General features: G+C 70.5%; 27 protein-coding genes and 1 pseudogene. 17 read left to right on the forward strand and 11 right to left on the reverse strand.

Annotated features, from left to right (window positions below):
• The first annotated feature begins 106 nt into the window (after positions 1–106).
• Positions 107–1,552: a nicotinate phosphoribosyltransferase gene (locus tag D7X30_RS32385; RefSeq protein WP_120566828.1), complete on the forward strand. Its 1,446-nt coding sequence runs from the start codon at positions 107–109 to the stop codon at positions 1,550–1,552.
• A gap of 42 nt (positions 1,553–1,594) precedes the next feature.
• Entirely contained in the window at positions 1,595–2,563 is a 969-nt protein-coding gene (locus tag D7X30_RS32390) for a nicotinamidase (RefSeq protein ID WP_120566829.1), read from the forward strand.
• An 18-nt stretch (positions 2,564–2,581) separates the two neighbouring features.
• Here D7X30_RS32390 and D7X30_RS32395 read toward each other — a convergent pair whose 3' ends face one another.
• The 3 genes from D7X30_RS32395 to D7X30_RS32405 all read right to left on the reverse strand — a co-directional run bounded on the left by D7X30_RS32395 (position 2,582) and on the right by D7X30_RS32405 (position 5,673).
• Positions 2,582–3,697 (reverse strand): glycerate kinase, encoded by a 1,116-nt coding sequence (locus tag D7X30_RS32395; protein WP_120566830.1) that lies wholly within the window; start codon positions 3,695–3,697, stop codon positions 2,582–2,584.
• An 82-nt stretch (positions 3,698–3,779) separates the two neighbouring features.
• Positions 3,780–4,274, reverse strand: coding sequence for a YkgJ family cysteine cluster protein (locus D7X30_RS32400; protein ID WP_120566831.1), 495 nt, complete (start codon positions 4,272–4,274; stop codon positions 3,780–3,782).
• Between the two features lie 64 nt (positions 4,275–4,338).
• Entirely contained in the window at positions 4,339–5,673 is a 1,335-nt protein-coding gene (locus tag D7X30_RS32405) for a class I SAM-dependent rRNA methyltransferase (RefSeq protein WP_199724612.1), read from the reverse strand.
• Positions 5,674–5,783: 110 nt separating this feature from the next.
• On the opposite strand from D7X30_RS32405, the gene D7X30_RS32410 reads away from it, so the two are divergent.
• Together D7X30_RS32410 and D7X30_RS32415 are read left to right on the forward strand one after the other, a co-directional pair.
• Positions 5,784–6,284 carry a hypothetical protein gene (locus D7X30_RS32410; RefSeq protein ID WP_147443372.1) on the forward strand — a complete coding sequence of 167 codons (501 nt, stop codon included), beginning with the start codon at positions 5,784–5,786 and terminating at the stop codon, positions 6,282–6,284.
• A gap of 92 nt (positions 6,285–6,376) precedes the next feature.
• Complete coding sequence (locus D7X30_RS32415; protein WP_120566833.1) at positions 6,377–6,943, forward strand: FxsA family protein; 567 nt, start codon at positions 6,377–6,379, stop codon at positions 6,941–6,943.
• Here D7X30_RS32415 and D7X30_RS32420 read toward each other — a convergent pair.
• Positions 6,915–8,942, reverse strand: coding sequence for a FecR domain-containing protein (locus tag D7X30_RS32420; RefSeq protein ID WP_120566834.1), 2,028 nt, complete (start codon positions 8,940–8,942; stop codon positions 6,915–6,917). The two genes, D7X30_RS32415 and D7X30_RS32420, sit on opposite strands and share 29 nt — an antisense overlap.
• The gene (locus D7X30_RS32425) at positions 8,929–9,597 is read right to left on the reverse strand and encodes an RNA polymerase sigma factor (protein ID WP_120566835.1); all 669 of its coding nucleotides are present in this window, start codon (positions 9,595–9,597) and stop codon (positions 8,929–8,931) included. Before D7X30_RS32425 ends, D7X30_RS32420 begins: the two co-directional genes overlap by 14 nt.
• 236 nt (positions 9,598–9,833) lie before the next feature.
• Between D7X30_RS32425 and D7X30_RS32430 the strand changes: the two genes are divergently transcribed.
• Positions 9,834–11,042 carry a Dickkopf N-terminal cysteine-rich domain-containing protein gene (locus D7X30_RS32430; RefSeq protein ID WP_120566836.1) on the forward strand — a complete coding sequence of 403 codons (1,209 nt, stop codon included), beginning with the start codon at positions 9,834–9,836 and terminating at the stop codon, positions 11,040–11,042.
• A gap of 17 nt (positions 11,043–11,059) precedes the next feature.
• On the opposite strand, the gene D7X30_RS32435 is transcribed toward D7X30_RS32430, so the two are convergent.
• Positions 11,060–12,046, reverse strand: coding sequence for a class I SAM-dependent methyltransferase (locus D7X30_RS32435; protein WP_120566837.1), 987 nt, complete (start codon positions 12,044–12,046; stop codon positions 11,060–11,062).
• A 51-nt stretch (positions 12,047–12,097) separates the two neighbouring features.
• On the opposite strand from D7X30_RS32435, the gene D7X30_RS32440 reads away from it, so the two are divergent.
• The 4 genes from D7X30_RS32440 to D7X30_RS32455 all read left to right on the forward strand — a co-directional run bounded on the left by D7X30_RS32440 (position 12,098) and on the right by D7X30_RS32455 (position 16,497).
• Positions 12,098–12,859 (forward strand): crotonase/enoyl-CoA hydratase family protein, encoded by a 762-nt coding sequence (locus D7X30_RS32440; RefSeq protein WP_120566838.1) that lies wholly within the window; start codon positions 12,098–12,100, stop codon positions 12,857–12,859.
• Between the two features lie 51 nt (positions 12,860–12,910).
• A complete protein-coding gene (locus D7X30_RS32445; RefSeq protein WP_120566839.1) occupies positions 12,911–14,056 on the forward strand; it encodes a cystathionine gamma-synthase in 1,146 nt (381 codons plus the stop codon).
• Positions 14,057–14,143: 87 nt separating this feature from the next.
• A complete protein-coding gene (locus tag D7X30_RS32450) occupies positions 14,144–15,973 on the forward strand; it encodes a discoidin domain-containing protein (protein WP_120566840.1) in 1,830 nt (609 codons plus the stop codon).
• A gap of 74 nt (positions 15,974–16,047) precedes the next feature.
• Positions 16,048–16,497 carry a MaoC family dehydratase gene (locus D7X30_RS32455; protein WP_120566841.1) on the forward strand — a complete coding sequence of 150 codons (450 nt, stop codon included), beginning with the start codon at positions 16,048–16,050 and terminating at the stop codon, positions 16,495–16,497.
• 4 nt (positions 16,498–16,501) lie between these two features.
• Here D7X30_RS32455 and D7X30_RS32460 read toward each other — a convergent pair whose 3' ends face one another.
• Entirely contained in the window at positions 16,502–16,921 is a 420-nt protein-coding gene (locus tag D7X30_RS32460; RefSeq protein ID WP_120566842.1) for a hypothetical protein, read from the reverse strand.
• 88 nt (positions 16,922–17,009) lie between these two features.
• Between D7X30_RS32460 and D7X30_RS32465 the strand changes: the two genes are divergently transcribed.
• The 3 genes from D7X30_RS32465 (at position 17,010) to D7X30_RS32475 (ending at position 18,423) form a co-directional block, all read left to right on the forward strand.
• A complete protein-coding gene (locus D7X30_RS32465) occupies positions 17,010–17,468 on the forward strand; it encodes a hypothetical protein (protein WP_120566843.1) in 459 nt (152 codons plus the stop codon).
• 151 nt (positions 17,469–17,619) lie between these two features.
• A complete protein-coding gene (locus D7X30_RS32470) occupies positions 17,620–18,018 on the forward strand; it encodes a hypothetical protein (RefSeq protein WP_120566844.1) in 399 nt (132 codons plus the stop codon).
• A gap of 3 nt (positions 18,019–18,021) precedes the next feature.
• Positions 18,022–18,423 (forward strand): hypothetical protein, encoded by a 402-nt coding sequence (locus tag D7X30_RS32475; protein WP_120566845.1) that lies wholly within the window; start codon positions 18,022–18,024, stop codon positions 18,421–18,423.
• A 98-nt stretch (positions 18,424–18,521) separates the two neighbouring features.
• On the opposite strand, the gene D7X30_RS32480 is transcribed toward D7X30_RS32475, so the two are convergent.
• Positions 18,522–19,889: a pyridoxal-phosphate dependent enzyme gene (locus D7X30_RS32480; RefSeq protein WP_120566846.1), complete on the reverse strand. Its 1,368-nt coding sequence runs from the start codon at positions 19,887–19,889 to the stop codon at positions 18,522–18,524.
• A 296-nt stretch (positions 19,890–20,185) separates the two neighbouring features.
• Between D7X30_RS32480 and D7X30_RS32485 the strand changes: the two genes are divergently transcribed.
• Both D7X30_RS32485 and D7X30_RS32490 read left to right on the forward strand, forming a co-directional pair.
• On the forward strand, positions 20,186–21,226 hold the full coding sequence (locus D7X30_RS32485) for an aminoglycoside phosphotransferase family protein (protein WP_120566847.1): 1,041 nt from the start codon (positions 20,186–20,188) through the stop codon (positions 21,224–21,226).
• A 4-nt stretch (positions 21,227–21,230) separates the two neighbouring features.
• Positions 21,231–22,259 carry an NDP-sugar synthase gene (locus D7X30_RS32490; protein WP_120566848.1) on the forward strand — a complete coding sequence of 343 codons (1,029 nt, stop codon included), beginning with the start codon at positions 21,231–21,233 and terminating at the stop codon, positions 22,257–22,259.
• 271 nt (positions 22,260–22,530) lie between these two features.
• On the opposite strand, the gene D7X30_RS42070 is transcribed toward D7X30_RS32490, so the two are convergent.
• Entirely contained in the window at positions 22,531–22,686 is a 156-nt protein-coding gene (locus tag D7X30_RS42070; RefSeq protein WP_158619424.1) for a hypothetical protein, read from the reverse strand.
• Positions 22,687–22,689: 3 nt separating this feature from the next.
• On the opposite strand from D7X30_RS42070, the gene D7X30_RS32495 reads away from it, so the two are divergent.
• Positions 22,690–22,983, forward strand: a complete 294-nt coding sequence (locus D7X30_RS32495) for a hypothetical protein (RefSeq protein ID WP_120566849.1) — start codon at positions 22,690–22,692, stop codon at positions 22,981–22,983.
• A 117-nt stretch (positions 22,984–23,100) separates the two neighbouring features.
• On the opposite strand, the gene D7X30_RS32500 is transcribed toward D7X30_RS32495, so the two are convergent.
• Together D7X30_RS32500 and D7X30_RS32505 are read right to left on the reverse strand one after the other, a co-directional pair.
• Entirely contained in the window at positions 23,101–23,865 is a 765-nt protein-coding gene (locus tag D7X30_RS32500; protein ID WP_120566850.1) for a Stp1/IreP family PP2C-type Ser/Thr phosphatase, read from the reverse strand.
• A 144-nt stretch (positions 23,866–24,009) separates the two neighbouring features.
• Entirely contained in the window at positions 24,010–24,378 is a 369-nt protein-coding gene (locus D7X30_RS32505) for a DUF192 domain-containing protein (protein ID WP_120566851.1), read from the reverse strand.
• Positions 24,379–24,395: 17 nt separating this feature from the next.
• Between D7X30_RS32505 and D7X30_RS32510 the strand changes: the two genes are divergently transcribed.
• Entirely contained in the window at positions 24,396–24,899 is a 504-nt protein-coding gene (locus tag D7X30_RS32510) for a tRNA (cytidine(34)-2'-O)-methyltransferase (protein ID WP_014398831.1), read from the forward strand.
• 34 nt (positions 24,900–24,933) lie between these two features.
• Positions 24,934–25,931 (forward strand): annotated as a pseudogene (locus tag D7X30_RS32515) (DUF4388 domain-containing protein); the annotation flags it as partial.

The raw sequence follows: 25,931 nt of genomic DNA on the forward strand, positions 1-25,931 counted from the left end.
GTGACGGGTCACCCGTGGTTTCCCGCATCCGTCGGAGCCCTTGGTCCTAGGTACGGGGTGGGGGGCACGCATAGTCTCGGGGTCAACGATAAGGAGTCGTTTCCCGATGCCCCAGTCACTGCTCGCCACGGATGGCTACAAGTTCAGCATGGCGGAGGCCGGCTGGCCCCTGCGGAAGGAAACGTTCTACTACTCGCACCGCAAGGGCGGGCCCCAGGTGATGCCGCTGGACCTGGCGGCCTGGGTGAAGAACCTGCTGCCGGAGCCGCAGCCGGACGACTACGCGTTCCTCGCCCGCCACGACTACGAGATGGGCGTGGGCTTCAAGGCGGCCATCCTGCGCAAGGCGCAGCTGTCCGTGCGAGCCATTCCGCGGGGCGCGCTGTTCCTGCCGCGCGAGCCCATCCTCACCATCACGGGCCCCTCCGCGCTGGTGTCCTGGCTGGAGCCGATGCTGTTGCAGCTCAACTACCGCGTCCAGGTGGCCACTCAGGCGCTGCAGGACCGCGAGGCCCTGGCCCGGACGCTGGCCACGGTGACGTGCGAGGAGGAGAAGCGCATCGCCCTGGAGACGCTGGACCAGGTGGGCGTGCGGGCCATGTCCATCCAGGTGGACCCGGAAGGCTACGTGCGGCGGGTGCGGGCGCAGGTGCAGGAGCTGGTGGACGTCGTCGAGGACCCCTCGCGCATCTTCGAGGTGGGCCTGCGCGCGGCGACCTGTCTGGAGCAGCACGAGCTGGCCCTGCGCGCGTGCCAGGACGCGGGCGTGCAGCGCACGAGCAACGTGGAGGGCGCGCGGGTGCTGGGCATGATTCCCGTGGGCACCATGGGCCACGAGCACGTGCAGCGCTACGGCTCCGACGACGCGGCCTACCGCGCGATGCACGAGCGCCGGCCGCAGCGCTCCAGCTACCTCTTGGACACCTTCGACACGCTGACGTCGGGCATCCCCGCGGCGTTCAAGCTCATCTCGGAGGAGCCGCAGGGCGGGGACTCCATCCGGTTCGACTCCGGGAACAAGAAGCTCCAGTACCTGTACGCGGTGACACGCGCGCGCGACCTGGGCATCAAGCCGGTCATCATCCTGGAGGACGGCCTGGACGCGCAGATGACGCGCGAGTTCGAGGAGCTGCGCAAGCAGGTGGGCTGGGAGCCGACGACGCAGTTCTACGGCTACGGCGGCCACATCGTGGCGCGCACCATGTCCCATGCGCTGACGCGCGACCGGGTGGCGGCCATCTACAAGCTGTCGTGCTCGGGCGCGACGCCGGTGATGAAGTTCGGCAACGAGCTGGCGGAGGGCAAGCAGAGCGTGCCCGGGACGCCCATCGTCTTCCGCCGCCGCACGGGCACGGGGCCGCTGGGGCTGGTGGGGCAGGCGGGGGAGGCGACGCCCCAGGGCTACTTCCCGCTGATGGAGTCGGCCCCGTCCACGCCGTCGCTGGTGGGGACCGAAGGCCTGACGCAGGAGGAGCAGCGCATCGGGTACACTGCCACCACGCAGGCGCTGGTGGAGTCCCTCACCCGGCGCCACTTCCCGCAGGGCCGCTGACGCCATGGGCGCGGCGGCGCTGATGGGCCTGGAGAGCACGTCATGCCGCTGCCGCTTCCCCGGTTCCACGACGACGCACGTGTCGGCCAGCTCTACCTGGAGCGCGTGGCGGAGGTATCCCAGGAGGCCCACCGCTACGCCGCCGAGCACCGCGTGCGTCCGGCCCGCGAGGACCGCTTCCGCATCGCGGCGTTCGGCATCGACGCGCAGGTGGCCTTCTGCACGCCGGGCGCGAGCCTCTTCGTCCCGGGCGCGGTGGAGGACACGCAGCGCACGCTGCGCTGGCTGTACACGCACCTGGACCGGCTGACGGGGCTCGTCTTCTCGCTGGACACGCACCGGGCCTTCCAAATCTTCCATCCAGGGTGGTGGAGGGACGCGGAAGGGCGTCCGCCCGCGCCCATGACGGTCATCACCGCGAAGGACGTGCGGGAGGGCCGCTGGCGGGCGACGCGCTACCCGGAGGAGAGCCTGGCGTACTGCGAGGGGCTGGAGGCGAGCGGCCGGTACGTGCTGACCATCTGGCCGTACCACGCGCTGTTGGGTGGGCAGAGCCACGCGCTGGTGCCCGCGATGTACGAGGCGAGCCTCTTCCATGCGCTGGTGCGGGACACGCCCACGCACTTCGAATTGAAGGGCGAGCACCCGCTGACGGAGAACTACTCCGTGATGGCGCCGGAGGTGACGGAGGTGAAGGGCCAGCGCGTGGGCGAGTTCAACGCGCGGCTGATGGAGCACCTGCTGTCGTTCGACCGCGTGTACGTCTTCGGTCAGGCCAGCTCGCACTGCGTGCTGTCCACGCTGCGCGACCTGCAGCAGTTCCTGGAACGCACGGACCGCTCGAAGCTGGGGAACATCTACATCCTGGAGGACGCGATGAGCCCCGTGCCCGCGCCTCCGCTGGAGCCGCTGCCCGCGGCGCTGGACTTCCCGCGCGTGGCGAAGGAAGCGCTGGCGGGCTTCAAGGCCGCCGGGATGCAGGTGGTGCGGACGACGGATCCGATTCCGTAGGGACGCGCCGCGCTGCCGCTACCGGCCCAGGTGCGCGAGCGCCCACTTCGCGGTGGCGTCGCGCAGCGTCTCCCTGGCGGTGGCGCCGGGGCGGGCCTGTCCGTTCAGCTCCACCACCTCGCGGAAGAGGGACAGCTCCGGTCCGTTATCCCGCTGCACGACGCCCGCGAAGAGCACCACGTGCGTGCCCTGCGCGCGCGCCAGCCTCGCGAGCGCCACGGGGCCCTTGCCCATGGACGTCTGCCGGTCGAAGCGCCCCTCGCCCGTGAGCACCAGGTCCGCGAGCAGCACGCGCCGCTCCATCCCCAGCGCCCGCGCCACCAGGTCATACCCGGACGTGAGCTTCCCGCCTCCGAGCGCCGCGAGCCCGTAGCCCAGGCCTCCGGCCGCGCCCGCGCCGGGGAGGTTCGCGGCGTCCTCGTCCACGATTCGGCAGAACGTGGCCAGCGCCGCCTCCAGCTCCTCCACCGCCGCCGCGTCCGCGCCCTTCTGCGGACCGAAGAGGCGCGCGGAGCCGTCCGCGCCCAACAGCGGCGTCGTCACGTCCGTGGCGATGAGCAGCTCCACCTGCTCCAGGCGTGGGTGCTTGCCGCTCGTGTCCACGCGCGAAAGCCTGGCGAGGCTCGCGCCCCCCGGCGGCAGCGGCGCCCCGTCCGTGTCCAGGAAGCGGAAGCCCAGCGCCTCCAGCGCGCCCTTGCCGCCGTCCGTGGTGGCGCTGCCGCCCAGGCCGACGATGAGCCGCTCGCACCCCGAGTCCAGCGCCGCGCGCAGGAGCTGCCCCGTGCCGTACGTGCACGCGGCCCGCGCATCCCGCTGCTCCGGCGGCACCCGCGCGAGCCCCGAGGCCTGCGCCATCTCCACCACCGCGGTGCGCCCGTCATCCAGCCGCGCCCAGCAGGCGTCCACCGGCGTGCCCATGGGGCCGCGCACGGTGAGCCTGCGGCGCTCGCCCTTCGGCATGCCCACGAGCAGCGCGTCCAGCGTGCCCGGACCTCCGTCCGCGAGCGGCGCCACGTCCAGCACCACGTCCAGCGAGGCCTGCCGCAGCCCCTCCGCCATGGCGTCCGCGGCCTCGGACGCGCTCAAGGTGCCCTTGAACTCCTGGGGCGCAAGCAGCCAGCGTGGGGGAATCATGCTCGGGCACCTACGGGCTTGGACCGCGCGGACACGGGGGGACTCCGGTGGGCGCTCCGCCACCGCGTCTGCAGCATGGACGTCATCGTTCCTCCCGGGCCGGGGCGGTACTGACCCCGGCATACCATTCCAGGAGGGGACGTGGTCCCCGCAGCGACGGCATCACGCGCTGTGAAATCCGCTCCAACCGCAGGAGGAGCTTGGACACCTCGTCCGACGGCTGCCGGGCGGGGCCCTGGATGCGCTGACAGAAGAACGTGCGGCACCCGAACGGCCGGTCCGCGTACACGGTGCAGCGCAGGCCCGCGGCGTCCAGGTAGGGGCAGGCGCCGTCGGCGCGGGGGGGCGGAAGGGGCTTGCTGCGCTTGAGCAGCTCCCACTCCGGGAGCCATAGCCAGGGCTGGCGCTTGGTGACGGCCAGCTGGCAGCACTCGCCGCTCGCGGGACACGAATACGGGGCGTACGCCTCGTCCGCCTGGCGGTAGACGGTGCGCGTCTCCTGGAGGGCGCGCTCCAACGCCCGCGTCCCGGACGCGGGGGTCTCATCGTCTGCGTCGTCCCAATCCCGGCGTGCCATGACTGAACCGTTCCCGCACGTCGGGGTCCGCTCGATGGACCCCTTGGATGGGTCCTACCCTATCTCACAGCATGCGCAGGACGAAACATTTGAGGTAGCGCGTCTCGCGCAGGTTGAGGAGGACGGGGTGGTCGCGGCCGGCGCCGCGGCGCTCGATGATCTGCACCCGGCGCTTCGCGTCCGCCGCCGCGGAGGCGAGCATCTCCTCGAAGGCCTGCTCATCCACGTGGTACGTGCAGCTCGCGGTCACCAGGATGCCGCCGGGGCGCAGGAGCTGGAAGGCGCGCAGGTTGAGCTCCTTGTAGCCGCGCACCGCCGCCGGGATCGCGTCCTTGTTCTTCGCGAAGGAGGGCGGATCAATCACGATGGTGTCGTAGCGCTTGCCCTCGTCCACCGCGTCGCGCAGGAAGTCGAACGCGTTGGCCGTCACGACCTCCAGGTTGGAGAGCTTGTTGGACTGGGCGTTGTCGCGCAGCTGCGCGGAGGCGGACTCCGAAATCTCCACCGCCGTGACGTGCTTCGCGCGCGTGGCCAGCTGGAGCGCGAACCCGCCCACGTAGCTGAAGCAGTCCAGCGCATCGCCGAAGGCGTACTGCGCCGCCATCACGTGGTTCTCGCGCTGGTCCAGGAACGCGCCCGTCTTCTGGCCCTCCAGCAGGTCCGCGCGCATGCGCACCAGCCCCTCGTCGAAGGAGACGGGGCCCGGCGGCAGCGCGCCGCGCAGCAGGCCCTTCTCCGGGAGGAGGCCCTCCAGGTGGCGCACGCTCACGTCGGAGCGGTTGACGATGCCCTTCGGGTGGAACTGCTCCTCCAGCAGGTCCGCGATGAGCGCCTTGCGCTGCTCCATGGCGGGGACCAGGAACTGCACGCTCAGGTAGTCGCCGTAGCGGTCCACCACGAGCCCGGGCAGGCCGTCCGCCTCGCCGTGCACCAGGCGGTACGTCGTCTCGCCGGGCAGCGCCAGCTTGCGCAGGCTTTCCGCGGACTGGAGGCGCTGGCGGAAGAAGTCCACGTCCACCGCGACGTCGTCGTTGGTGAGCCAGCGCAGCGAAATCTTGGACTGCTTCGAATAGAAGGCCTTGCCCATGAACCAGCCGCGGCCGTCCACCACGCGCACGACCTCACCGCCCTGGAGGCCGGGGTCGCCGTTGAGGTCCGCGCGGTAGATCCACGGCGGGCCCGCGAGCCAGCGGTCGGAGCCGCGGCGCAGGAGCATCACCTGGGGGATGCCGTCCGGGCCCAGCTCTGGCGACGTGCGGTCCGGCCGGAGCTTCTCGGGGCGATGTCCGTGCTTCTCCGGGCGATGGCCGGGCTTCTCCGGACGCGGGCCGGGCTTGCCGCCGCGTCCGGGGGGAGGGGAGCCGGGCCGGCCGGAGCGGGGGGGAGAGGTGGGCTTCATCGAGGCGTCTCGGAGGGAAAGAGGCGGGGGCGACCGGGCGGCGTATACTCGCAACCCGCGTGAGTTACGAGTTGGTCCTTCAGGCGCGGACCCCAGGCGCCTCCTTCGACATGGCACGGGTGGACGCCCTGCTGGCGGCGCGCCCGGGGACCGCCCGCCCGGACGGCGTGCGCGAGTGGGACCTGGGGGTGGGCACCGTGGAGGTGCTGCCCCTGCGCGACGGCAAGCGGGTGGTGGGCGCGGAGCTGCGCGTGCCGCTGGTGGATGGTGAGGAGCTCATCCGCGAGGTCCTGACGGAGGCCGCCGGGCTGGCCCACAAGGCCCAGCTCCGGCTGTTCGACCCGCAGCTGGGAGAGGTCCTCACGGGCTCCTCCACGGAGCGGGTGGTCGAGCAGTACCTGCGCACGGAGCACTACCGGCGCACCGCGAAGCCCATGGAGATCACCCCCGGCCTGGCGGAGGCGATGGACCGGGCCGAGCGCGTGAACAGCCTGGGCCTGCCATCCGAGCGCATGTCGCTGCCGTCGCGGCTGGTGCTCTTCGCGGTGGGCGGCTTCGCCCTCCTCTACTTCGTGATGAGCTTCCTGATGGCGAAGCTCAACGGGGAGTGAGCCGGGGGGCGCCGGGGACCCTGGCGGGCGGAACGCACAGCGCGTACGGCGGGCAATGGGCGCCGGAGTGAATCTGGCGTTAACGTGCCAGTGTGCTCAAGGCCCTCGTCATCGTCTGCATCCTGTTGCCCCTGGCGGAGCTGTACCTGCTGATCACCCTGGGGCATCACATCGGGTTGGGGGCCACGCTCGCGCTGCTGGCGGCCTCCGCCGTGCTGGGAAGCCTCATCGCCCGGAGGCAGGGCGAGAAGGTGTTCCGCAACTGGCGCGAGGCCATGGCCGGTGGCGGCGTGCCCGAGGAGGGCCTGCTCAACGGCGTGCTGGTGATGGTGGGCGGCGCGCTGCTCATCGCGCCGGGGTTCATCTCCGACGTGATAGGGCTTTCGCTGATGGTGCCGCCGGTGCGCCGAGTGGTGACGGCGCGGGTGAGGCGCTCGCTGGAGCAGACGCTGCGGTCGGGCACCGTGCGCTTCACGCAGGTCGGGCCTGTTCCGGGCGTGGACCCGTTCCAGGACGCCCGGCGCTTCGACGCGCAGGAGACGGCCGCGAAGGTGGAGTCCTCGCCCTCGGAAGAAGGCCCCACGGCCTTCCGCCGCCCCCGGAGCGAAGGGGGCGAGGTGGACGCGGAGTTCACCAGCGACGAGGAACCCCGGGGCTGACGGGCCCGCGCTGGGGCGACCCGTTCCAGCGCGGCGTTACGGGCGCGGGAGCCGGCATGGGCGCGGGGGCCTTCGCGGGGGCACCGGGCTCGGGTTCGGCGGACATGCCCAGGGCGATGCGGGCCTCGGTGGCGTAGCGGCCGTTGGGGAACTCGCGGAGGTACTGGCGGAACTCGTCCTCCGCGTCCGCGGGCAGGTGCTGCCTGTTGAAGCAGCGGCCGCGCAGGATGCGGGCCTGTTCCCGGTGGCTCGTGCGAGGGCTGGCGGCGGCGATCTCCCCCAGGCCCACGAGGAACTGGCCGCACGTGGTGTTGGCCGTCTGGACCTTGGCGTAGCCGAGGAAGCGCTCATCGGAGTCATCCGACAGCAGTCCGCCCGGAACGAGCCCCCCCAGCGTCTTGCGCTTGCGCGGCTCCGCGGGCGTGGCCTGAGCCATGGAGGGAGCCTGCACGGCGCCCGGCGTGGGCGCGGAGGACGCGAGCGAGCCCGCCGAAGCGCCGGGGTAGGGCGCGAAGTCGTCGGACGGGGTGGGCTCGCGCGGAGGCACGGCCCGCGGAATCTCCGTATTGGGAGCGTGCGTCTGGGCCAGGGCCTCCCCCGGCGAGGGCACGGCAGGGGCCTGCGCGACGGCGGTGCGAGGCGCCTCGGGATCCGGAGCATCGGGCGTCTTCTGGGCGACGGCCTGCGACGGCGCGGTGTTGTTCTCCACGGGCGCCGAGGCGCCGGGCGCTTTCAGGGCGACGGCCTGCGACGGCGCGGTGTTGTTCTCCACGGGCGCCGAGGCGCCGGGCGCTTTCAGGGCGACGGCCTGCGACGGCGCGGCGTTGTTCTCCACGGGCGGAGTGCCGGGAGCCTGCGTGAGCGCCTCCGAGGGCGTGTCGCGGGTGGCAACGGACGGACTCACCTCGACGCGTGACGGGCCCTTCTTCGAGGGCACGACGCTCGCGACCGCGACGCCGGGCTCCGCGGCCCGCAGGTCCCGGAACGCCTGCCGGTCTCCAGCGGAGAGCGCGCGAGGCTTCAAGGTTTCACCCGTGCCCGCGAGCTCCACGCGCTCGCCCGCGTCCACGAAGCGCGGAGGCTGACCCTCCGCGTCCACTCGCACGCGTCCTTCGAGCACCGCCACCGCGGCCCCGGCCGCCGTGCGCTCCACGGAGAAGACCGTCCCCACGACGGACACCCGCAGGCCCGCGGACTCCACGAGGAACGCATCGCGCTGCGCATGCGAGGCATTCACGGACAGCCGTCCCTGCTGGACGGTCAGGTGCACCGCCTTCGACTCGGCGCGGGCGAACACCACGTCCGAGCCCGCCGACAGACGCACGCGGCTTTCATCCGGAAGCCGCAGCACGGCCGACGCCTTCGGAGGCGTCCGCACCGCCATGCCCGAGCGCAGCCGCATCCCGGCCGCCAGCGCATGTTCCACACCCGTGGCCTCCCGCACCACCGCGCCGGTGACACGCTCCGCCTCCGTGGTGGACTCAGCTTCCGAGTGAGCCGCGACCGCTTCCAGCTTCCCAGGCGTCGAAGGGGAGCCCTCACCCGACGCGACCGCTCCCTCCGTGGCGCCACGCTGCCCGGTGGCCTTCAAGTCCTCGGGTACGGTCCGCTCGCCGGAAGCCCCAACGCCCGGGCGGGTCGCGACCGGGGACTCCGGCCCTTGCGCCGCATTCTTCCAGCGCGCCCCACCCAGCCACACCACCAGCGCGACGGCGCAGGCCCCCGCGAGCGTCATCGCCCACGGCGACAGGAACCGCCGCTCGGGCACCGCCATCCGCTTCGCCGCGGCGGCCTTCAGCTTCGCCCCCGTCTCCTCCCACCGCACGGAGGGCTCCACCGAGCGCGCCGTGTGCAGCAGCGCCCGGGCCTCCACCACGCGCTTCCACTCCGCCGCGCACGCGGCGCACTCCGCCACGTGCGCCTCCACCCGGGCCTTGCCGGCGGCATCCAGCTCCCCCGCGGCCAGCGCCCACAGGGCCTGTGTCTCATGGCCGGCCATGGGAACCTCCCACCGGCCGGGCGACGACCAGACGCTGCATGGCTTCGGTGAACTCCAATCTCGCGTGGTGCAGGCGGCTGCGCACGGTGTTGGGAGAGCTTCCCACGGCGACGGCAATCTCGTCCGGGCTCATGCCGCACAGCTCGGCGTAGACGAAGACGATGCGCTTCTTGGGCTTGAGCTTCTCGAGCGCCGCCTCCACCAGCCGGGCGGCCTGACGACGCTCCGCGGCGCGCTCCGGGTCCTCCCCCGTCGCCACCATCTCCGGCGGGTCCGCGAAGGGGTCCTCCGGCCGGCGCCGCTTCCACCTCAGGTGGCTGAGCGCCACGTTGGCGCACACCCGATAGAGGAACGTCTTGAAGCGGGACTCCCCCCGGAAGCCCTTCACCGCCGTGAGCAGCCGCAGGTACGTCTCCTGAAGGAGGTCGTCCACCTCCACGCGGTTTCCCACCAGGTGGCGCAGGGTGCGCGCCGCGTCCAGCTTCGTGGCCTCGTAGAGCTGCTCGAAGGCGGCCAGGTCCCCCTCCTGGACCCGCTGGACCAGGAGCCGCAGGCGGGCCTCGTCAGCGGAAGCCGCCCCACGCGCGTCCACCGCGCCCACGCCGGACTCCGGCGGGACCGCGGACGCCCACGTGCGCGCTCCTCGGCTGAACACCAGGGCTTCTCCTTCAGGGCGACGCCGGACGTCCCCTTTCTCCAGGAACGCCCTCCAGTCTGTATCGGTGGTCCAGACGAGCACACTGCCTCCGTGCCCCTGGGTCTCCGGAGAGACGAAAAAAGATCAAAATTATTTGATCAATCTGGCCCCCTCTTGCGTCGAAGGCTCTCGAAATCGGATGACCCCCCCGGTGGCCGGTCCGGACCCATCCCATTCCTTTGGAGCCCCCACTCATGAGGAACATCACGCTTCGCGGCACATTGGTCGTGCCGTTCCTTACGCTGTTAGGCCTGTTGTCGGGTTGTATCCTCGAGACGAATGGCGGCGGTTACTGGCCCGACGACGACTACGACTACAGCTACGGCTGTTCCACCACGTCCGACTGCGGCTCGAACCAATACTGTCACTCGGGTAGCTGCTGGGACCTGGACTCCAACTCCCAGAACTGCGTCTTTTCCAGCGAGTGTCCCGGCACGCAGATGTGCATCAACGGCTGGTGCGCCCAGTCGTGCTACCGCGACTCGGAATGTGGCGCGGGCGCCCGCTGCAAGGACAACTTCTGTACCTCTTCCGGCACCAAGCCGGACGCGGGCACCACGGACGGTGGCACCAAGCCGGATGCCGGCACGAAGCCGGACGCGGGCACGGACGGCGGCACGAAGCCGGACGCGGGCACGGACGGCGGCACCAAGCCGGACGCGGGCTCCGACGGCGGCACCGCGGTCTGCCGGGTCAACTCTGACTGCGGCGCGGACCACTACTGCATCAACGGCGCGTGCCGTCAGCAGTGCGACCGGGACGACAAGTGCGGCCCGGGCGGCTTGTGCGTCCAGGGCCTGTGCCAGAAGCCGCCGACGGACCCGAACGCGTGCACCACGGAGGCCCAGTGCCCCACGGGCCGCGACTGCGTGAACGGCCAGTGCCGCGCGTCGTGCTCCTCCACGACGGAGTGCTCGGCGGACACCAAGTGCGAGGTGGGCTACTGCCTGCCCATTCCGTCCGGTGGCCAGTGCAAGGCCAACTGCGAGTGCCCGGCCGGCCAGGTCTGCAACAGCGGCCAGTGCAAGTCGCCGCAGCCGGACCCGGGCCAGTCGTGCCTCGCCAACTGCGACTGCCCCTCCGGCCAGGTGTGCAACGGCGGCTACTGCAAGCAGCCCGTGCCGGACGCGGGCTCGGGCAGCAACATCTCCTGCACGGTGAACTGCGAGTGCCCATCCGGTGAGGTCTGCACCAGCGGCAAGTGCAAGCTGCCCCCGGCGCAGCCGTCGAACGACGCGGGGACGTCCGGCACCGTGTGCCGCGCCAACTGCGAGTGCCCGGCTGGACAGGCCTGCACCAGCGGCCAGTGCAAGCCGGTGAACCACGGCTCCGGCAAGGTCTGCCAGGCCAACTGCGAGTGCCCGTCCGGCGAGCGCTGCCAGGACAACGTCTGCTGGCTGTAGCCGTCAGCGGCTGAAGCTCACCGCGAGGGGGCCACCATGCGCCAGCATCGGTGGATCTCCTTGCGGTGGAAGTCCTCGGGGATGGAGCGGGGGGTGATCTCCTCCACCTGCGCCATGCCCCGGGTCGCGGAGTCCTTCAGTTCGAAGCCCAGGAAGTTGGTGGAGAAGTAGAGGACGCCTCCGGGGGCCATGAGCGCCCGGAGGTGTTCCAGCATCCGCACGTGGTCGCGCTGCACGTCGAAGGTGCCCGACATCTTCTTCGACGTGGAGAACGACGGCGGGTCGCAGACGATGAGGTCGTACTTGTCGTCCCCGTGCTTCGCCTGGTCCTCCAGCCACGCCTTCGCGTCCGCGCGGATGAGCACGTGGCGCGGGTCCGCGAGGCCGTTGAGGACCAGGTTGTCCTCCGCCCAGTCCAGGTACGTGTTGGACAGGTCCACGCTCACGCTGCTCGCCGCGCCGCCCGCCGCCGCGTACACGGTGAACGCGCCGGTGTAGGCGAAGAGGTTGAGGACGTGCTTCCCCTTGGCCTCGCTGCGCACGCGGGCGCGGGTGTTGCGGTGGTCCATGAAGAGGCCGGTGTCCAGGTAGTCGCCCAGGTTCACCCAGAACTTGAGGCCCTGCTCCTCCACCACCAGCCGCTCGCTGCCCTCTCCCACGCGGCCGTACTGCGAGCGGCCCCAGGGCTGGGGCGTGTGTGTCTTCACGGACGTGCGCTCGGGCGGCACGCCCAGCACGGCGGTGACGGCGGCGAGTACTTCCGCGCGGTCCGCATCCGCGTTCGCGCCCTTCGCGTGGGCCTTGCGGCGCGGGAACTCCACGACGTGGGCGTGGTCGCCGTAGAGGTCCACGGCGTAGGAGTACTCAGGGATGTCCCGGTCGTAGACGCGGAAGGCGGTGAGCCCCTGCGCGCGAGCCCACTTGCGCAGGCGCTTCGCGTTCTTGCGCAGGCGGTTCTCGAACATGCCCGCGCCCTGCGTCTCCTGGTTGCCTTCGTCCGCCATGGCTCCCCTCATATTGCAGGCCGCCCCGGGGGCGGGGGAAAACCACGGCCCATGAGCGTGCGCGTCGAGAAGAACGGCCCCGTCACCACCGTCATCCTCCACCGGCCGGACGTCCGCAACGCGGTGGACGCTGGCACGGCCCGGCAGCTGGCGGACGCCTTCCGGGCCTTCGACGCGGACCCCGACGCGCGCGTGGGTGTGCTGTACGGCGACGCGGGCACCTTCTGCGCGGGCGCGGACCTGAAGGCCGTGTCCGAGGGGCGCCTCCTGCGTCTGGAGCCGGACGGCGACGGACCCATGGGGCCTTCGCGCATGCGCCTGTCCAAGCCCGTGGTGGCGGCCATCAGCGGGCACGCGGTGGCGGGCGGCCTGGAGCTGGCGCTGTGGTGCGATTTGCGCGTGGCGGAGGATGACGCGGTGCTGGGCGTCTTCTGCCGCCGTTGGGGCGTGCCCCTCATCGACGGAGGCACCGTGCGACTGCCCCGGCTGATTGGCCTGTCGCGCGCGTTGGACCTCATCCTCACCGGCCGCCCCGTGCCCGCCTCCGAGGCGCTGGGCATGGGCCTGGTCAACCGCGTGGTGCCGAAGGGTGAGGCCCGGGCCGCCGCGGAAGCCCTGGCCGCCCAAATCGCCGCCTTCCCGCAGGCCTGCATGAACGTGGACCGGGCTTCCGCCTATGCCCAGGGCGACCTGGCCTTCGAAGACGCGATGCGCCAGGAATTCGAGGGCGGGGTGAAGGTGCTCCAGTCGGAGTCCATCCCCGGGGCCACGCGCTTCGCCCAGGGCGCGGGCCGGCACGGCCAGTTCGAGTAGGACCTCGGGGGACGCTGCACGGCCGGTGGGACTGTGTTAGTTCGCGAAGCCATGCGCTTCGACACGCTCGCCATCCACGCCGGCCAGGAGCCGGATCCCACCACCGGCGCCATCATGACGCCCGTGTACCTGACCTCCACCTACGTCCAGGACGGGCCGGGGGAGCACAAGGGCTACGAGTACAGCCGCACGCAGAACCCCACGCGCAAGGCGCTGCAGGACTGCCTGGCCGCGCTGGAAGGCGCGAAGTACGGCGCCGCGTTCGCGTCCGGCCTCGCCGGCACGGACATGCTGATGCACATGCTGGAGGCCGGTGACCACGTCATCGTCTCCGACGACGTGTACGGCGGCACCTTCCGCATCTTCGACAAGGTGTTCAAGCGCTCCGGCCTGAACTTCTCCTTCGTGGACCTCTCCAAGCCGGAGAACTTCGAAGCGGCCATCACCCCGAAGACGAAGATGGTCTGGGTGGAGACGCCGACGAACCCGATGCTCAAGCTCATCGACCTGGCGCGCATCGCCGAGGTCGCGAAGAAGCGCGGCATCATCTCCGTCGCGGACAACACGTTCATGACGCCGTACTTCCAGAAGCCCCTCGACCTGGGCTTCGACGTCGTGGCGCACTCCACGACGAAGTACCTGAACGGCCACAGCGACGTGGTGGGCGGCTTCGTCTGCACCAGCCGCGACGACATCGCGGAGCGGATGTACTTCCTGCAGAACGCCGTGGGCGGCGTGTCCGGCGCCTTCGACAGCTTCCTCGTGCTGCGCGGCGTGAAGACGCTGCACGTGCGCATGGACCGCCACGCGCAGAACGCGATGAAGGTGGCCCAGTACCTGTCCACGCACAAGCAGGTGAAGAAGGTCACCTACCCGGGCCTGGAGACGCACCCGCAGCACGCGCTCGCCAAGCAGCAGATGACCGGCTTCGGCGGCATGCTGACGTTCGACATCCACGGCGGCCTGGAGGCGGCGCGCACCTTCCTCAAGACGGTGAAGGTCTTCGCCTGCGCCGAGTCCCTGGGCGGCGTCGAGTCCCTCATCGAGCACCCGGCCATCATGACCCACGCCTCCATCCCCAAGGAGACGCGGGAGAAGCTGGGCATCGCGGACGGCTTCATCCGCCTGTCCGTCGGCATCGAGGACGCGCAGGACCTCATCGACGACCTCGCGCACGCGCTCGACCGCGTGAAGTAGTCCCCGGCGCTCGCTCGCGCTCCAGGCGGCCGGCCCTGCCCTCCGGGGCAGGGGGAATGTTGGTTGGGACACAACGTTTCCGGCGCGATGCGTAACCGACTGCTTGGTCCCACCTGCCTCCTGGGCGCGTGGCTCGCGACTGGCTGCGAGTCACCGCCTTCTCCCACTGACTCCGACGTTCCTCCGGCCGCGCTGCCGGAGTCGCTCTCCGCGTCCAACTGCAATCAGCTCGTCACCAAGGCGGTGACGGCCAGCGGTGACGACGGCAACGTTCCCGGCAACACGCAGGACGACAACCTCGCCACGCGCTGGAGCGCGCAGGGGACGGGCGTCTGGCTCCAGATGGACCTGGGCTCGGCGCAGACGCTCACGGGCACCACCATCGCGTGGCACCGGGGCAACGAGCGCCAGAACCACTTCGTCGTCTCCACGTCCACCGACGGCGGCACCTTCACCCAGGCGTACTCGGGTGACAGCGCGCTCAACACGTCCGCGCAGACGGTGGCGTTCTCCTCGCGCAGCGCGCGTTACGTGCGCATCACCGTCAATGGCAACACGGTGAACGACTGGAACTCCATCGCGGAGGCCCGTGCGTGCGCGGCCGCCGCGCCGCCGTCTTCCTCTGATTCAGGCCCCGTGCTGCCGCGCCTGCCGTACCTGCAGAGCGTGAAGCAGACCTCCGCCATCGTGGCCTTCCGCACCGCCAGCAGCTGCAACCCCACGGTGCGCTACGGCGAGGGCACAAGTCTCACGTCCTCCGTCAGCGCGGGCGTGTCCGGCACGCGCCACGCGGTGAAGCTGGATGGCCTGTCCGCGGGCCGCACCTACAGCTACGTGGTGGAGGCCTGCGGCAGCAAGACGGGCCTGCGCGGGTTCCAGACGTCCACGACGTCCTCGGCCACGAAGGCACACTTCACCGCGATGGGCGACTTCGGCACCGGCGGCAGCATGCAGGCGAAGGTGATGGCGGTGATGAACACGCCGCAGTGGCGCTCGGAGTTGCTGCTGGCCCTGGGCGACAACGCGTACCCGGACGGCACGGACGCGGAGTTCCAGGAGCACCTCTTCAAGCCCATGGCCGGGCTGCTGCGCGAAGTGCCCATGTTCGCCACGCCCGGCAACCACGAGTACGTGACGAACCAGGCGCAGCCCTACCTGGACAACATGTACCTGCCGGCCAACAACCCGCAGGGCACCGAGCGCTACTACTCGTTCGACTGGGGCCCGGTGCACTTCATCTCCCTGGACTCCAACTGCGCGGTGGGCCTGGCGTCCGCGGACCGGTGCACGCTCGCGGCGCAGAAGGCGTGGGCGGAGTCGGACCTGGCCGCGAACACGCGCCCGTGGACGGTGGCCTTCTTCCACCACCCGTCGTGGTCCAGCGGTGAGCACGGCTCGCAGCTCACCATGCGCCGCCAGTTCGGCCCGCTGTTCGAGAAGTACGGCGTGGACCTGGTGCTCACCGGCCATGACCACGACTACGAGCGCAGCAAGCCCATGTACGGAGACAACGTGGCCTCCAGCACCCAGCGCGGCATCCCGTACCTGGTGGTGGGCAGCGGCGGCGCCACGCTGCGTGCCTTCCCCTCCAGCCAGCCCGCGTGGACCGCGCTGCGCGACAACCAGGCCTACGGCTTCCTGGACGTGACGGTGGACGGTGGAACGCTCACCGCGCGGCTGATCACCTCCGGCAACACCGTGCGCGACACGCTGACGCTCAGGAAGACGCTGGCCAAGGCTTCGGCCCGAGGTGTCCAGGCCAGCGCGCTGGAGGCGGATGAAGCCGCGGCGGAGGAGGCGCACGACACGCCCCCGGGCCCCACGGACGACCGCGCCGAACCGTTGCAGCGCGGCCCCGTGCCGCCCGCGGACACGCTGGAGTCCGTGGCCGACCCGGAAGAGCCGCTTCCGCAGTAGCCGCGAGGCCCGCCGGAGGGTAGGGAAGGGCGGAATGAACCGCCGGCGGGCCCGGCACCCACAGAAGGGACACCATGCGCTACTTCGAGGACTTCCCCGTCGGCGAAATCATGGAGCGGGGGCCGTACGTGGTGACGCGCGAGGAGATCATCGCGTTCGCGCGCCAGTTCGACCCCCAGCCCTTCCACATCGACGAAGACGCCGCCGGCAAGAGCATCTACGGCGGCATCATCGCCAGCGGATGGCACACCGCCGCCATCTGCCACAAGCTCATGGTGGAGGGCCTGCTGGGCCAGTCCGCCGGCATGGGTTCGCCCGGCCTGGACGAGCTGCGCTGGAAGAAGCCGGTGCGCCCCGGTGACTCGCTGCGGATCCGCATCGAGACGCTGGAGGCGAGGCCCTCCGCGAGCAAGCCGGACCGCGGCGCGCTCAAGCTGCGCCTGGAGGTCGTGAACCAGAATGGCGAGGTGGTGATGACGGAGGTGGCCAACGCCCTCTTCGCCCGCCGCCCCCCGACCCCCTGACGGTTCAGTCCACCTGCACGGTGCAGTCCTCCAGCTCCAGCAGCAGGGGCTGCCGCATGGGGACCCGCCACGTCTCGCCAGGTGTTGAAGACGTGGTGCCCCCGGCGGTCGTGGTGCCCTCCACCACCGTCACGACGTAGCAGGGGTGGTGGCCGCCGCCCACGGTCACCTTCACGTGGTGGGGCGCCACGCCGGGCCGGTCCACCACGACGGTGTTGGTGGGGGCGCTCCCCACGGTGAGCCCCGGCCTCCAGACCTCGCGCCGGCCGCCGAGCAGCAGCTCCGGGGTGAGGTCCGGGACGCGCGACAGGTCCCAGTCGAAGAGGCAGGGCTCCAGGCTGGCCTCGCCCTCCATCCCGTCACTGAAGCGGACCCGGACGGTGAAGGGCGCGACACCGCGGGCTTCGAGAATCGTGGCGGCCATGGAGTGCGTGCCTTTTTCCGTTCCGGGGAACCCACACTTTGAGTTCCAGGGCTGACCTGGGTTACCAATACGCCCAAAGGAGAAGCCCATGTCCAACCCCAATGAGGTCGTTCCTCCTCCGGCGCCCAGCCGGCTGAAGCGCCCCGTGGAAGTGGTGCGCGCGGAGCTGCTGGCGGATGCCGACGTGCAGCAGCAGGCGGAGATGCTGAAGATCCCCGTCGCGCAGTACGTGGAGAAGATCCTCGACTACGCCATCCACCCGGACAAGCCGCCCCAGCTGGAGATCATCCCCGACGAGGAGCTCAAGGCGCGCGACCCGAAGATCGCCACGGTGGAGGAGATCGGCACCCACCTGCAGAAGATCATCGACGGGGAGGTCGTCATCAGCCCCGCCCAGCAGCGCGACGGCTTCAGCAGCGACAAGAGCCACGAGCAGCGCTACAGCGCCGCGCTGGGCTCCGCCAGCAAGCCCGGCCAGACCGTGGCGCCCAAGCCCGGTACCGCCGTGGATCCGGCGGAAGCCAAGAAGGGCCCCATCCGGGGCTGAGCCGCCCCGCCAAAGCCCCGGAATCCCGGGGCTTTTCAGTGCGAGGCTCGGATAATCCCGGAACCGGAAACTTCTCCGGCGTCCCTCCGAGAATCCCACTGTCAGTCTCACTTCGAGGGCCCGCGCGGCCCTCCACGAAAAGGATCAGACCATGGGTGGCATCGGCAAGGCTCTCGGCAAGGTGATGGACATCGTCAAGCCGTTCGTGACGATGGTGAACCCGCTCCTGGGCGCGGCGATGGGCTTCGCCAGCGGCCTGATGCAGGGCAAGAACCCCCTCCAGTCGCTGCTGGGTGCGGCCACCGACCTCATCCCGGGCGGCGGCGTGCTCAAGAACGCGCTGGGGACCTTCGCCAACTCCGGCCTGATGGACGGCGCGGGCGGCAACAGCCTGCTGTCCGGCGCGCTGAACCTGGCGACGGGCAAGAACAAGGTCACCGACATCATCGGCGACCTGTTCAAGTCCAACAAGAGCAACCCGCTCACCAACCTGGGCATGAACAACGCGGCCGAGCTCGCCGCGCAGCGCATGTCGACGTTCGTCTCCTAGTCCATGAAGCCCGTCCGCTTCGACTCCAAGGTCCACCACGAGCTGCTCAACCTGTGGCGCAAGCCGTGGGATGAGACGATGACGCCGGAGGCCCTGCCGGAATACGGCTTCGTGGTGCCGGACAAGGCGGCGGGCTTCCTGTACCGCACGGACAGCTCGGTGGCGTTGATTGAAGGCATCATCGCCGCGCCCGGGCTGACCAAGGAGGACCGCAACGAAGCGGTCAACGCCATCGTCGCCGCCGTCCGCGACGAGGCCCGGCGCCAGGGCTTCAAGCTGCTCCTGGGCTACTCGCAGCTGGACGCCATCAAGAACCGCGCGGAGCGCTTCGGCTTCATGCACGTGGGGCCCGGCTACCACATGGTGGCCCTGGACCTGACGAAGCCGGACCCGCCGGGACTCTGACGGACCCCGCATCACCGCCGCGATACACGACGGGCCCGAAGGGAGGATGTCCTCCTCCTTCCGGGCCCGCGGTGTTTCAGGCTCTTGCGCCCGCGGCCTTAAGCGGCGGTGCGGTGCAGGTAATCGATGAGGTCGATCTTCGTGACGATGGCGACGACGGTCTCTCCGTCCTTCACCACGGCCACGTTGTCGCGCGCGAAGATTTCGCGCAGCCGGTCGATGCTGGCGTCGGCGGACACGGCGCCCTGGAGCGGGGCGACGATGGGGTCGATGGCGTCCTGGAACTTCACCTTGTTGGCGACCAGGGCGTTGAGCAGGTCGTACTCGTGCACCATGCCCACGGCGCGCCCGTCGTCGGACACCACGGGCATCTGGCTGATGCCGTTGCTGCGCATGGTCTCCACCACGTGGTCCACGCGGTCACCGCGCTTGGCCGTCTTCAGGTCGCGGGGCTTCGCGCCGATGATGTCGCGCACCGTGCCGGCGCCCTTCTCCTGCATGAAGCCGTTGTCGCGCATCCACTCGTCGGAGTGGAACTTGCTGATGTAGCTGCTGCCGGAGTCTGGCAGGACGACCACGATGGTCTTCCCCTTGCCGACCTCCTTCGCCAGCTGCACCGCCACGTGCACCGCCGCACCGGACGAGCCGCCCGCGAAGATGCCCTCTTCACGCGCGAGGCGGCGCGCGGCGTTGAAGCACATGCGGTCATCCACCTGGCGCACGTCGTCCACGACCTTGAAGTCCATGGCGCCGCAGAGCATGTCCTCGCCAATGCCCTCGACCTTGTAGACGTGCGGCTCGGTGAGCTTGCCCGTCTTGAAGTAGCCCTCGTAGACGGAGCCTTCCGGATCCACGCCGACGTTCTTCAGGCCGGGGATCTTCTCCTTGAGGAACTTGCCGGCGCCGCTCATGGTGCCGCCGGTGCCCAGGCCGGAGACGAAGTAGTCAATCTTCCCGTCGGTCTGCTGGAAGATCTCCGGACCCGTCGTGTGGTAGTGCGCCTCGATGTTGTCCGGGTTGTGGTACTGGTTCAGCATGAACGCGCCCGGCGTCTCCTTGGCCAGTCGCTTGGACGTCTCGTAGTAGCTGCGCGGGTCCTCCGCCGGAACGTTCGTCGGCGTGACGACGACCTGGGCGCCCATGGCCTTCAGGCGGTTGATCTTCTCCAGGGACATCTTGTCCGGCATGGTGAAGATGCACTTGTAGCCCTTCACCGCCGCGGCCAGCGCCACGCCCATGCCGGTGTTGCCGGACGTGTTCTCCACGATGGTGCCGCCGGGCTTGAGCCGCCCCTCCCGCTCGGCCTTTTCGATGATGTAGAGCGCCATGCGGTCCTTGATGGACGCGCCGGGGTTCATGAACTCGCACTTCACGAGCACGGTGGCGTCGTTCGGACCGACGAGCTTGTTGAGCTTCACCAGCGGCGTGTGGCCAATGGCGGTGAGGATGTTCTGTTGGATGTCCATCGTGCGTGGCTTCCCGAAAAAAGTGAGGGTCGGGGCCTTATATGTGCTCCGCCCTGTCAGGGGGAACATGCCCGAAGGCGGGCCCCTTCCTGACGCAGGATGCCGCGAACGGGGATGCGTTGCCCTGGCCCTCGGGGGGCAGGCCTTCCTGGAGGGAGGGCTTGAGGTTCCTCGTCGCGTAGGCGACAGGGCAGGCGTCCGCCGGACGCGTGGCCCACGAGGGCTTTGACCCGCCGCGCCGTGCCTCCGATACTCGCGGGCGTCTTTTCCTTCCCCCTCTGGAGCACCCGCCCCCCATGGAACTTGAGGCCGCCCTTCGCGACCAGGTGGGACAGGCCATTGGCCGTCCCGTCCCCGATGCCCCCATCAAGAAGTTGAAGGGCGACGCGAGCAACCGCTCCTACTACCGCGTCGGCACGCCCCCGGAGAGCTGGGTGCTGATGGTGATGCCGCCGGACGCGACGAAGAAGAGCGAGGAGGCCACCAAGGGCGAGCCCCCGAAGGAGCTGCCCTTCGTCAACGTGCACCGCTACCTGGACCGCCTGGGCGTGCGCGTGCCGCGCATCCTCCGCTACGACGAGCCCGCGGGCATCATGGTGCTGGAGGACCTGAGCGACATCACCTTCGAGTCCGCGCTGGAAGGCGGCCGCCACAACCAGGCGCTCTACACGCGCGCGGTGGACCTGCTGGCGAAGCTGCGCGTGCAGGCGGAGAAGCAGCGCGACCCGGAGTGCCTGGCCTTCACGCGCGCCTTCGACGAGGACCTGTACGACTGGGAGCTGCATCACTTCCGCGAGTGGGGCCTGGAGGCCTGGAGCGGCAAGCTGCCCACGGACGCGGAGCGCGCGGAGCTGGACGCCACGTTCCGGGACATCGCGAAGCAGCTGGCCGCCGCGCCGCGAGGCTTCACGCATCGCGACTACCAGAGCCGCAACATCATGGTGAAGGAGGGCGAGCTGGTGGTCATCGACTTCCAGGACGCGCTCCAGGGCCCGCGCCAGTACGACCTGGTGGCGCTGCTGCGCGACAGCTACGTGGAGCTGGACCGCGACTTCGTGGAGACGATGCTGGACCGCTACATCGCCACGTTCGAGCAGGAGAGCGGGGAGAAGATCGACGCGAAGGAGTTCAAGGCGTTCTTCGACCTGCTGACCATCCAGCGCAAGCTGAAGGACGCGGGGCGCTTCGAGTTCATCAACCGCGTGAAGGGCAACCCGGGCTTCCTCGTCTCCATCCCCGCGTCGCTGCGCTACGTGAAGGCCGCGTTCGCGCGCCGGCCGGAGCTGGCGGGGCTGCAGAAGCTGATTGCGAAGTACGTGCCCGAGCTGGCGGCCTGAAGACATGAAAGCGATGGTCCTCTGTGCGGGCCTGGGCACGCGCCTGCGCCCGCTCACGGAACGCTGGCCGAAGCCGGCCATGCCGTTCCTCGGGCAGCCGCTGTTGCGCTACCACCTGGCGGTGTTGAAGGCGGCGGGCGTGACGGAGGTGGGCATCAACACGCACCACCTGCCGGACACGATGGCGGCGGTGGCCCGCGCGGAGTGCGAGCGCGCGGGGCTGCCGCTGCACGTGGTGCACGAGCCCGTCATCCAGGGCACGGGCGGAGGCATCCGCGGCCTGCGGGACTTCCTCTCCGGAGATGACTTCCTCGTGTTCAACGGGGACATCCTCTTCCCGGTGGACCTGAAGCCCGTGGTCGCGGCGCACCGTGAGTCCGGCGCGGTGGCGACGATGGTGCTCTTGCCCATGCCGGAGGGGGAGAAGTACGCGGCGGTGGAGGCGGACGCGGGCGGGCAGGTGCGCCGTATCGCGGGTTACGGGCCGGGCGGAGAGGGCCTGCGTCCGTGGCACTTCACGGGCGTGCACGTGATGTCCCCCAGCGTGTTCGACTTCATGACGGCCGAAGGTCCCGAGGACATCAACCGCGAGGTCTACGTGCGGGTGATGCAGGCGGGGCTCCAGGTGCGTGGGCACGCGGTGGATGCGTACTGGTCCGACCTGGGCATGCCGTCGCGCTACCTGGCCACGGTGCGGGACGTGCTCGAAGGGCGCGTGCCGTTGCAGGCGCTGGGGAAGGACTCACCGCTTCACGGGCTGAAGGCCGGGGCGGACGGAGCCTGGGTGCACCCGGAGGCCCGCGTCGCGGGGACGGTGCGTGGGCCCGCGTACGTGGGCGCGGGCAGCGTGGTGGACGCGGGAGCCACCGTGGGCCCGGGCGTGTCGGTGGGCCCGGGGGCGCGGGTGGGGCAGGGCGCGAAGCTGGAGCGCTGCGCCGTATTCGAGGAGACGCAGGTGTCCCCCGGTGAGGCGCTCACTGAAGTGCTCGCGTGGGGATCGCATCGGGTGCCCGCGCCGCTCGCGGGGCGCTGAGCCCGCGGGCGGGGGCTCTCTCGCGATGGATGAGAAGCTGAGAGCCCCATGGCCTCCCCCCGGCGGCGGTGCACCGCACAAACCTGTCGGACAGTCGGACAGGTTTTTGAAGACCGTGGCCAGGAGGGGCGCTGCTCCGGCCACCGGAGCCTGTTGGACCGTCGGACGGGTTTGGACCGCGTCGGGCTGCTGGCGAAGTCCGGTGGCTGGAGGCGGCGCTTCGCGGTGGGGGTTGGCTGTTCTCGCGGTGCATCGGCGCCGCGTCCGTGGCTCACGGCCTGGCGGCGACCTTCACTCCGGAGCCATCTGGACTCCAGGTGGCTTCCAGCGTGAGGCGGGGACCGAACGTCACGCGCAGCTTCTGGCCCGGCGTGGCCCATGAGATCTTCGGGGCGTCGTCCGTGCCATCCTCCTGGCGCTCCGCCACGACTTGCTCCTTGGCATCCGTGATGCCGCTGTCGCGGTCGTTCCAGGACAGCAGGACGGACCCACGGGCGCGGGCTGGCCCAGCTCCTGGACGCCCTCCACCAGCTTCGTGGTGAGCGGCTTCGCGAGCGTGACGGTCCGCCGCGTCTCCGCGTCGCCCCACTTGGGGGCCGGATGCGTGGAGCGCAGCGTCTCCTTCGTGCCCGCGTCGATGGCATCCACCCGGACGCGCAACGTGCGCACGCCGTCCTTCGGAACGAAGAGCAGCGCTCCGGGCTGGAGCACCGCGCGCACGTGATGGCCCGTGGCTGTCTTGCGGGCTTCGTAGGTGCCAGGACATGGGGACTCCTCAAGACGAAGGCCCGCGCTCCTTTTGGGAGCACGGGCCTTCACGCGTCCGGAGGGGACGGGTTCCTCAGGCGGCGTGGTAGCGCGCGAGCACGCAGGTGACGTTGTCGTTGCCGCCCGCCGCGTTGGCCAGGTCGATGAGCTGGCCGCACGCCTTTTCCAGCTCCGGCGTGCGCGACAGGATGTCCTGCATCTGCGCGTCGGTGATCATGCCGCTCAGTCCGTCCGAGCACAGCAGGAAGACGTCGTTCTCCAGCGGATCCACGCGGGTGACGTCCACCTGCACCTGCTCCTTCATCCCCAGCGCCCGGACGATGACGTTCTTGTGGGGGAAGTTCTCAATCTCCTCCGGCGTGAGCTTCTTCGCCTTGAGGTAGTCGTTGAGCAGCGAGTGGTCCTCCGTCACCTGCTGGAGGATGCCGCCGCGGAAGAAGTACACGCGGCTGTCGCCCACGTGGCCCACGTAGACGCCGTTCTCCGCGAAGTGCACGGACACGATGGTGGTGCCCATGCCCTTGTACTTGGTGTCCACCGTGGCGCGCTCGAAGATGCGCGCGTTCGCCAGCTTGATGCCGGTGGCCAGGCGGTTCTCGTCGTAGTTGCGCTGCTTGTCCATCTTGAAGGGCCAGGTGGCGTCCTGGTCCTTGGACGTGAGGCGGAAGAACTCACCCAGCTCGTCTACCGCGATGCGGCTGGCGATCTCCCCGGACGAATGGCCTCCCATGCCGTCCGCCACGACCATGAGGTTCTCCTCGGGGAGCACGAGGTAGTTGTCCTCGTTGTGGTTCCGCTTCATCCCGACGTGGGTGCTGCCGGCGACCTCGATGCGCATGCGAAGGGACTCTTCCGGGGAGAGGCGTGAAAATCGGGGCGCGACGTTAACAAAGCGCTCCAAAAGGGGTCAAAAACCTCTCGTCTGTCCCAGCATTCCCCCCTCCAGGTGCGGGTGGGGGGGAAGGCACGGGCGCCCGAACCCCTAGGCGCCCGGGGCTTCTCCCGGGGCGAAGACCAGGCGGTCGCCCTCCTGGGTGCCGCTGGCCAGGAGGACCCCGGCGGGCAGCTCCAGGACGGAGCGGGCCTTGAAGTAGATGGACGAGGTGCGCCAGGGAGGCATGGCGGACAGTTGCTTGACGATACGCCCTTCCGCGTCCAGGAAGGCGACGTCGATGGGGATGCGCATGAAGAAGGTGTGGATGGAGTTGCAGGGGGCGATGTGCATCCCGCCCCCCATGGGCAGCGAGGCGCGGCCCATGAGCCCCTGGAAGCGCTGGACGAAGGACTCGGCGCGTTCGGCGCGGTCCGCGAGCAGCCGCTGCCGCGTTTCGTTGGTCACCCTCCAGTGCATGTCCGGTGTTCTATCCCATGCTTGAGCCCCTGGCGTCCCCCCTGCACCTGGTCCTCGTCTCCCCGCAGATTCCTCCCAACACCGGCAACGTGGCCCGGCTGTGCGCGGTGACCGGGTGCCGGCTCATCCTGGTGGAGCCCCTGGGGTTCTCCATCGACGACCGGAACCTGAAGCGGGCGGGGCTGGACTACTGGGACAAGGTGTTCCTGAAGCTGTACCCGACCTACGACGCCTATGTAGCGGAGTACCCCCAGGCCCGGCGGTGGCTGTTCTCCGCCCGGGCGGAGACATCGCTGTACGCGGCGCGATTCGAGCCGGGGGACCACCTGGTGTTCGGCTCGGAGGTGACGGGGCTGTTGCCGGAGGTGATGGAGGGGGGGACGGGGACGCCGGTGACCATCCCGATGCTGCCGGAGCGCCGGAGCTTGAATCTTTCGACGTCGGTGGGGATTGGCGCCTACGAGGCGCTGCGTCAGGTGCAGCTGGGGACAGCGGCCAGGCAGGCACCGCCGTCGAATTGAGGGGCGAGCGGGACGGGCTACACTCCGTGGCCGAATGTCCGCCTCGCAGGTCGCCGAAGCGCTGTATGCCGCCCACAAGTCCCGAGCCACCGGCCGGCTGACGCTGCACGCCGGTGGACGCGAGTCCGCGCTGTGGCTGCGCGAGGGCGACCTGGTGGGCGCGAAGCTGGGCTTCGGCTACCAGACGCCGGCGCAGGCGCTCTTCCAGAACGGGCTCTTGGGCGTGGACGCCCTGGACGCGCTGTGGGCGCGGGGTGGGGCGGCGGCGCCGGACGAGGAGCTGCTGGAGGACAGCGGGCTGCGGCCCGCGGTGGTGCACGAGCAGCAGGTGCTGGCGCAGGTGCGGCGGCTGAGCGAGCTCGCGGAGAGCGCGGACTTCGAGGCGGAGTCGGTGGAGGCGGCGGGGGATTTCGCGCCCATCGCGGGCGTGCGGGTGGTGCGGGCGGCGCTGGAGCCGGCGCCCAGTGAGCCCGTGCCCGCGAGGGTCTACCGCTGCCCGGAGGTGGCGGCGTGCGAGCCGTGGCTGGCGGATGCGTCGGAGCGGGGCCTGCTGGAGACGCTGGGGGCGTTCCGGAGGCCGGAGTCGCTGACGGGGGCACAGCAGGCGCTGCTGCGGGTGCTGGAGCGCGAGGGCCGCATCGAGGCCCTGTCGGTGGAGGAGTGGGAGGAGCGCGAGCGGCTGCGGCGTGAGGAGGAGCTGCGGCAGGCGGAGGAGGAGGCCTGGGCCATCGAGGAGGCGCGCCGGCGCGAGGAGGCGGAGCGGCGCGCGGAGGAGGCGAGGCTCGCGGAGCTGGCGCGGCTGGAGGCGGAGCGGCTGGCGGAGGAGGCTCGGCTCGCGGAAGAGGCTCGGCTGGCGGAGCTGGCGCGTATCGAGGCGGAGCGGCTGGCGGAAGAGGCTCGGCTCCGGGCGCTGGAAGAGGCACGGCTGGCGGAGGAGGCGAGGCTTCGGGCGGAGGAGGAAGCGCGGCGGGAGGCGGAGCGGCTGGCGGAGGAGGCTCGGCTCGCGGAGCTGGCGCGCATCGAAGCGGAGCG

It is taken from the genome of Corallococcus sp. AB011P, assembly GCF_003611605.1.
In the GTDB taxonomy this organism is placed as follows: domain Bacteria; phylum Myxococcota; class Myxococcia; order Myxococcales; family Myxococcaceae; genus Corallococcus; species Corallococcus coralloides.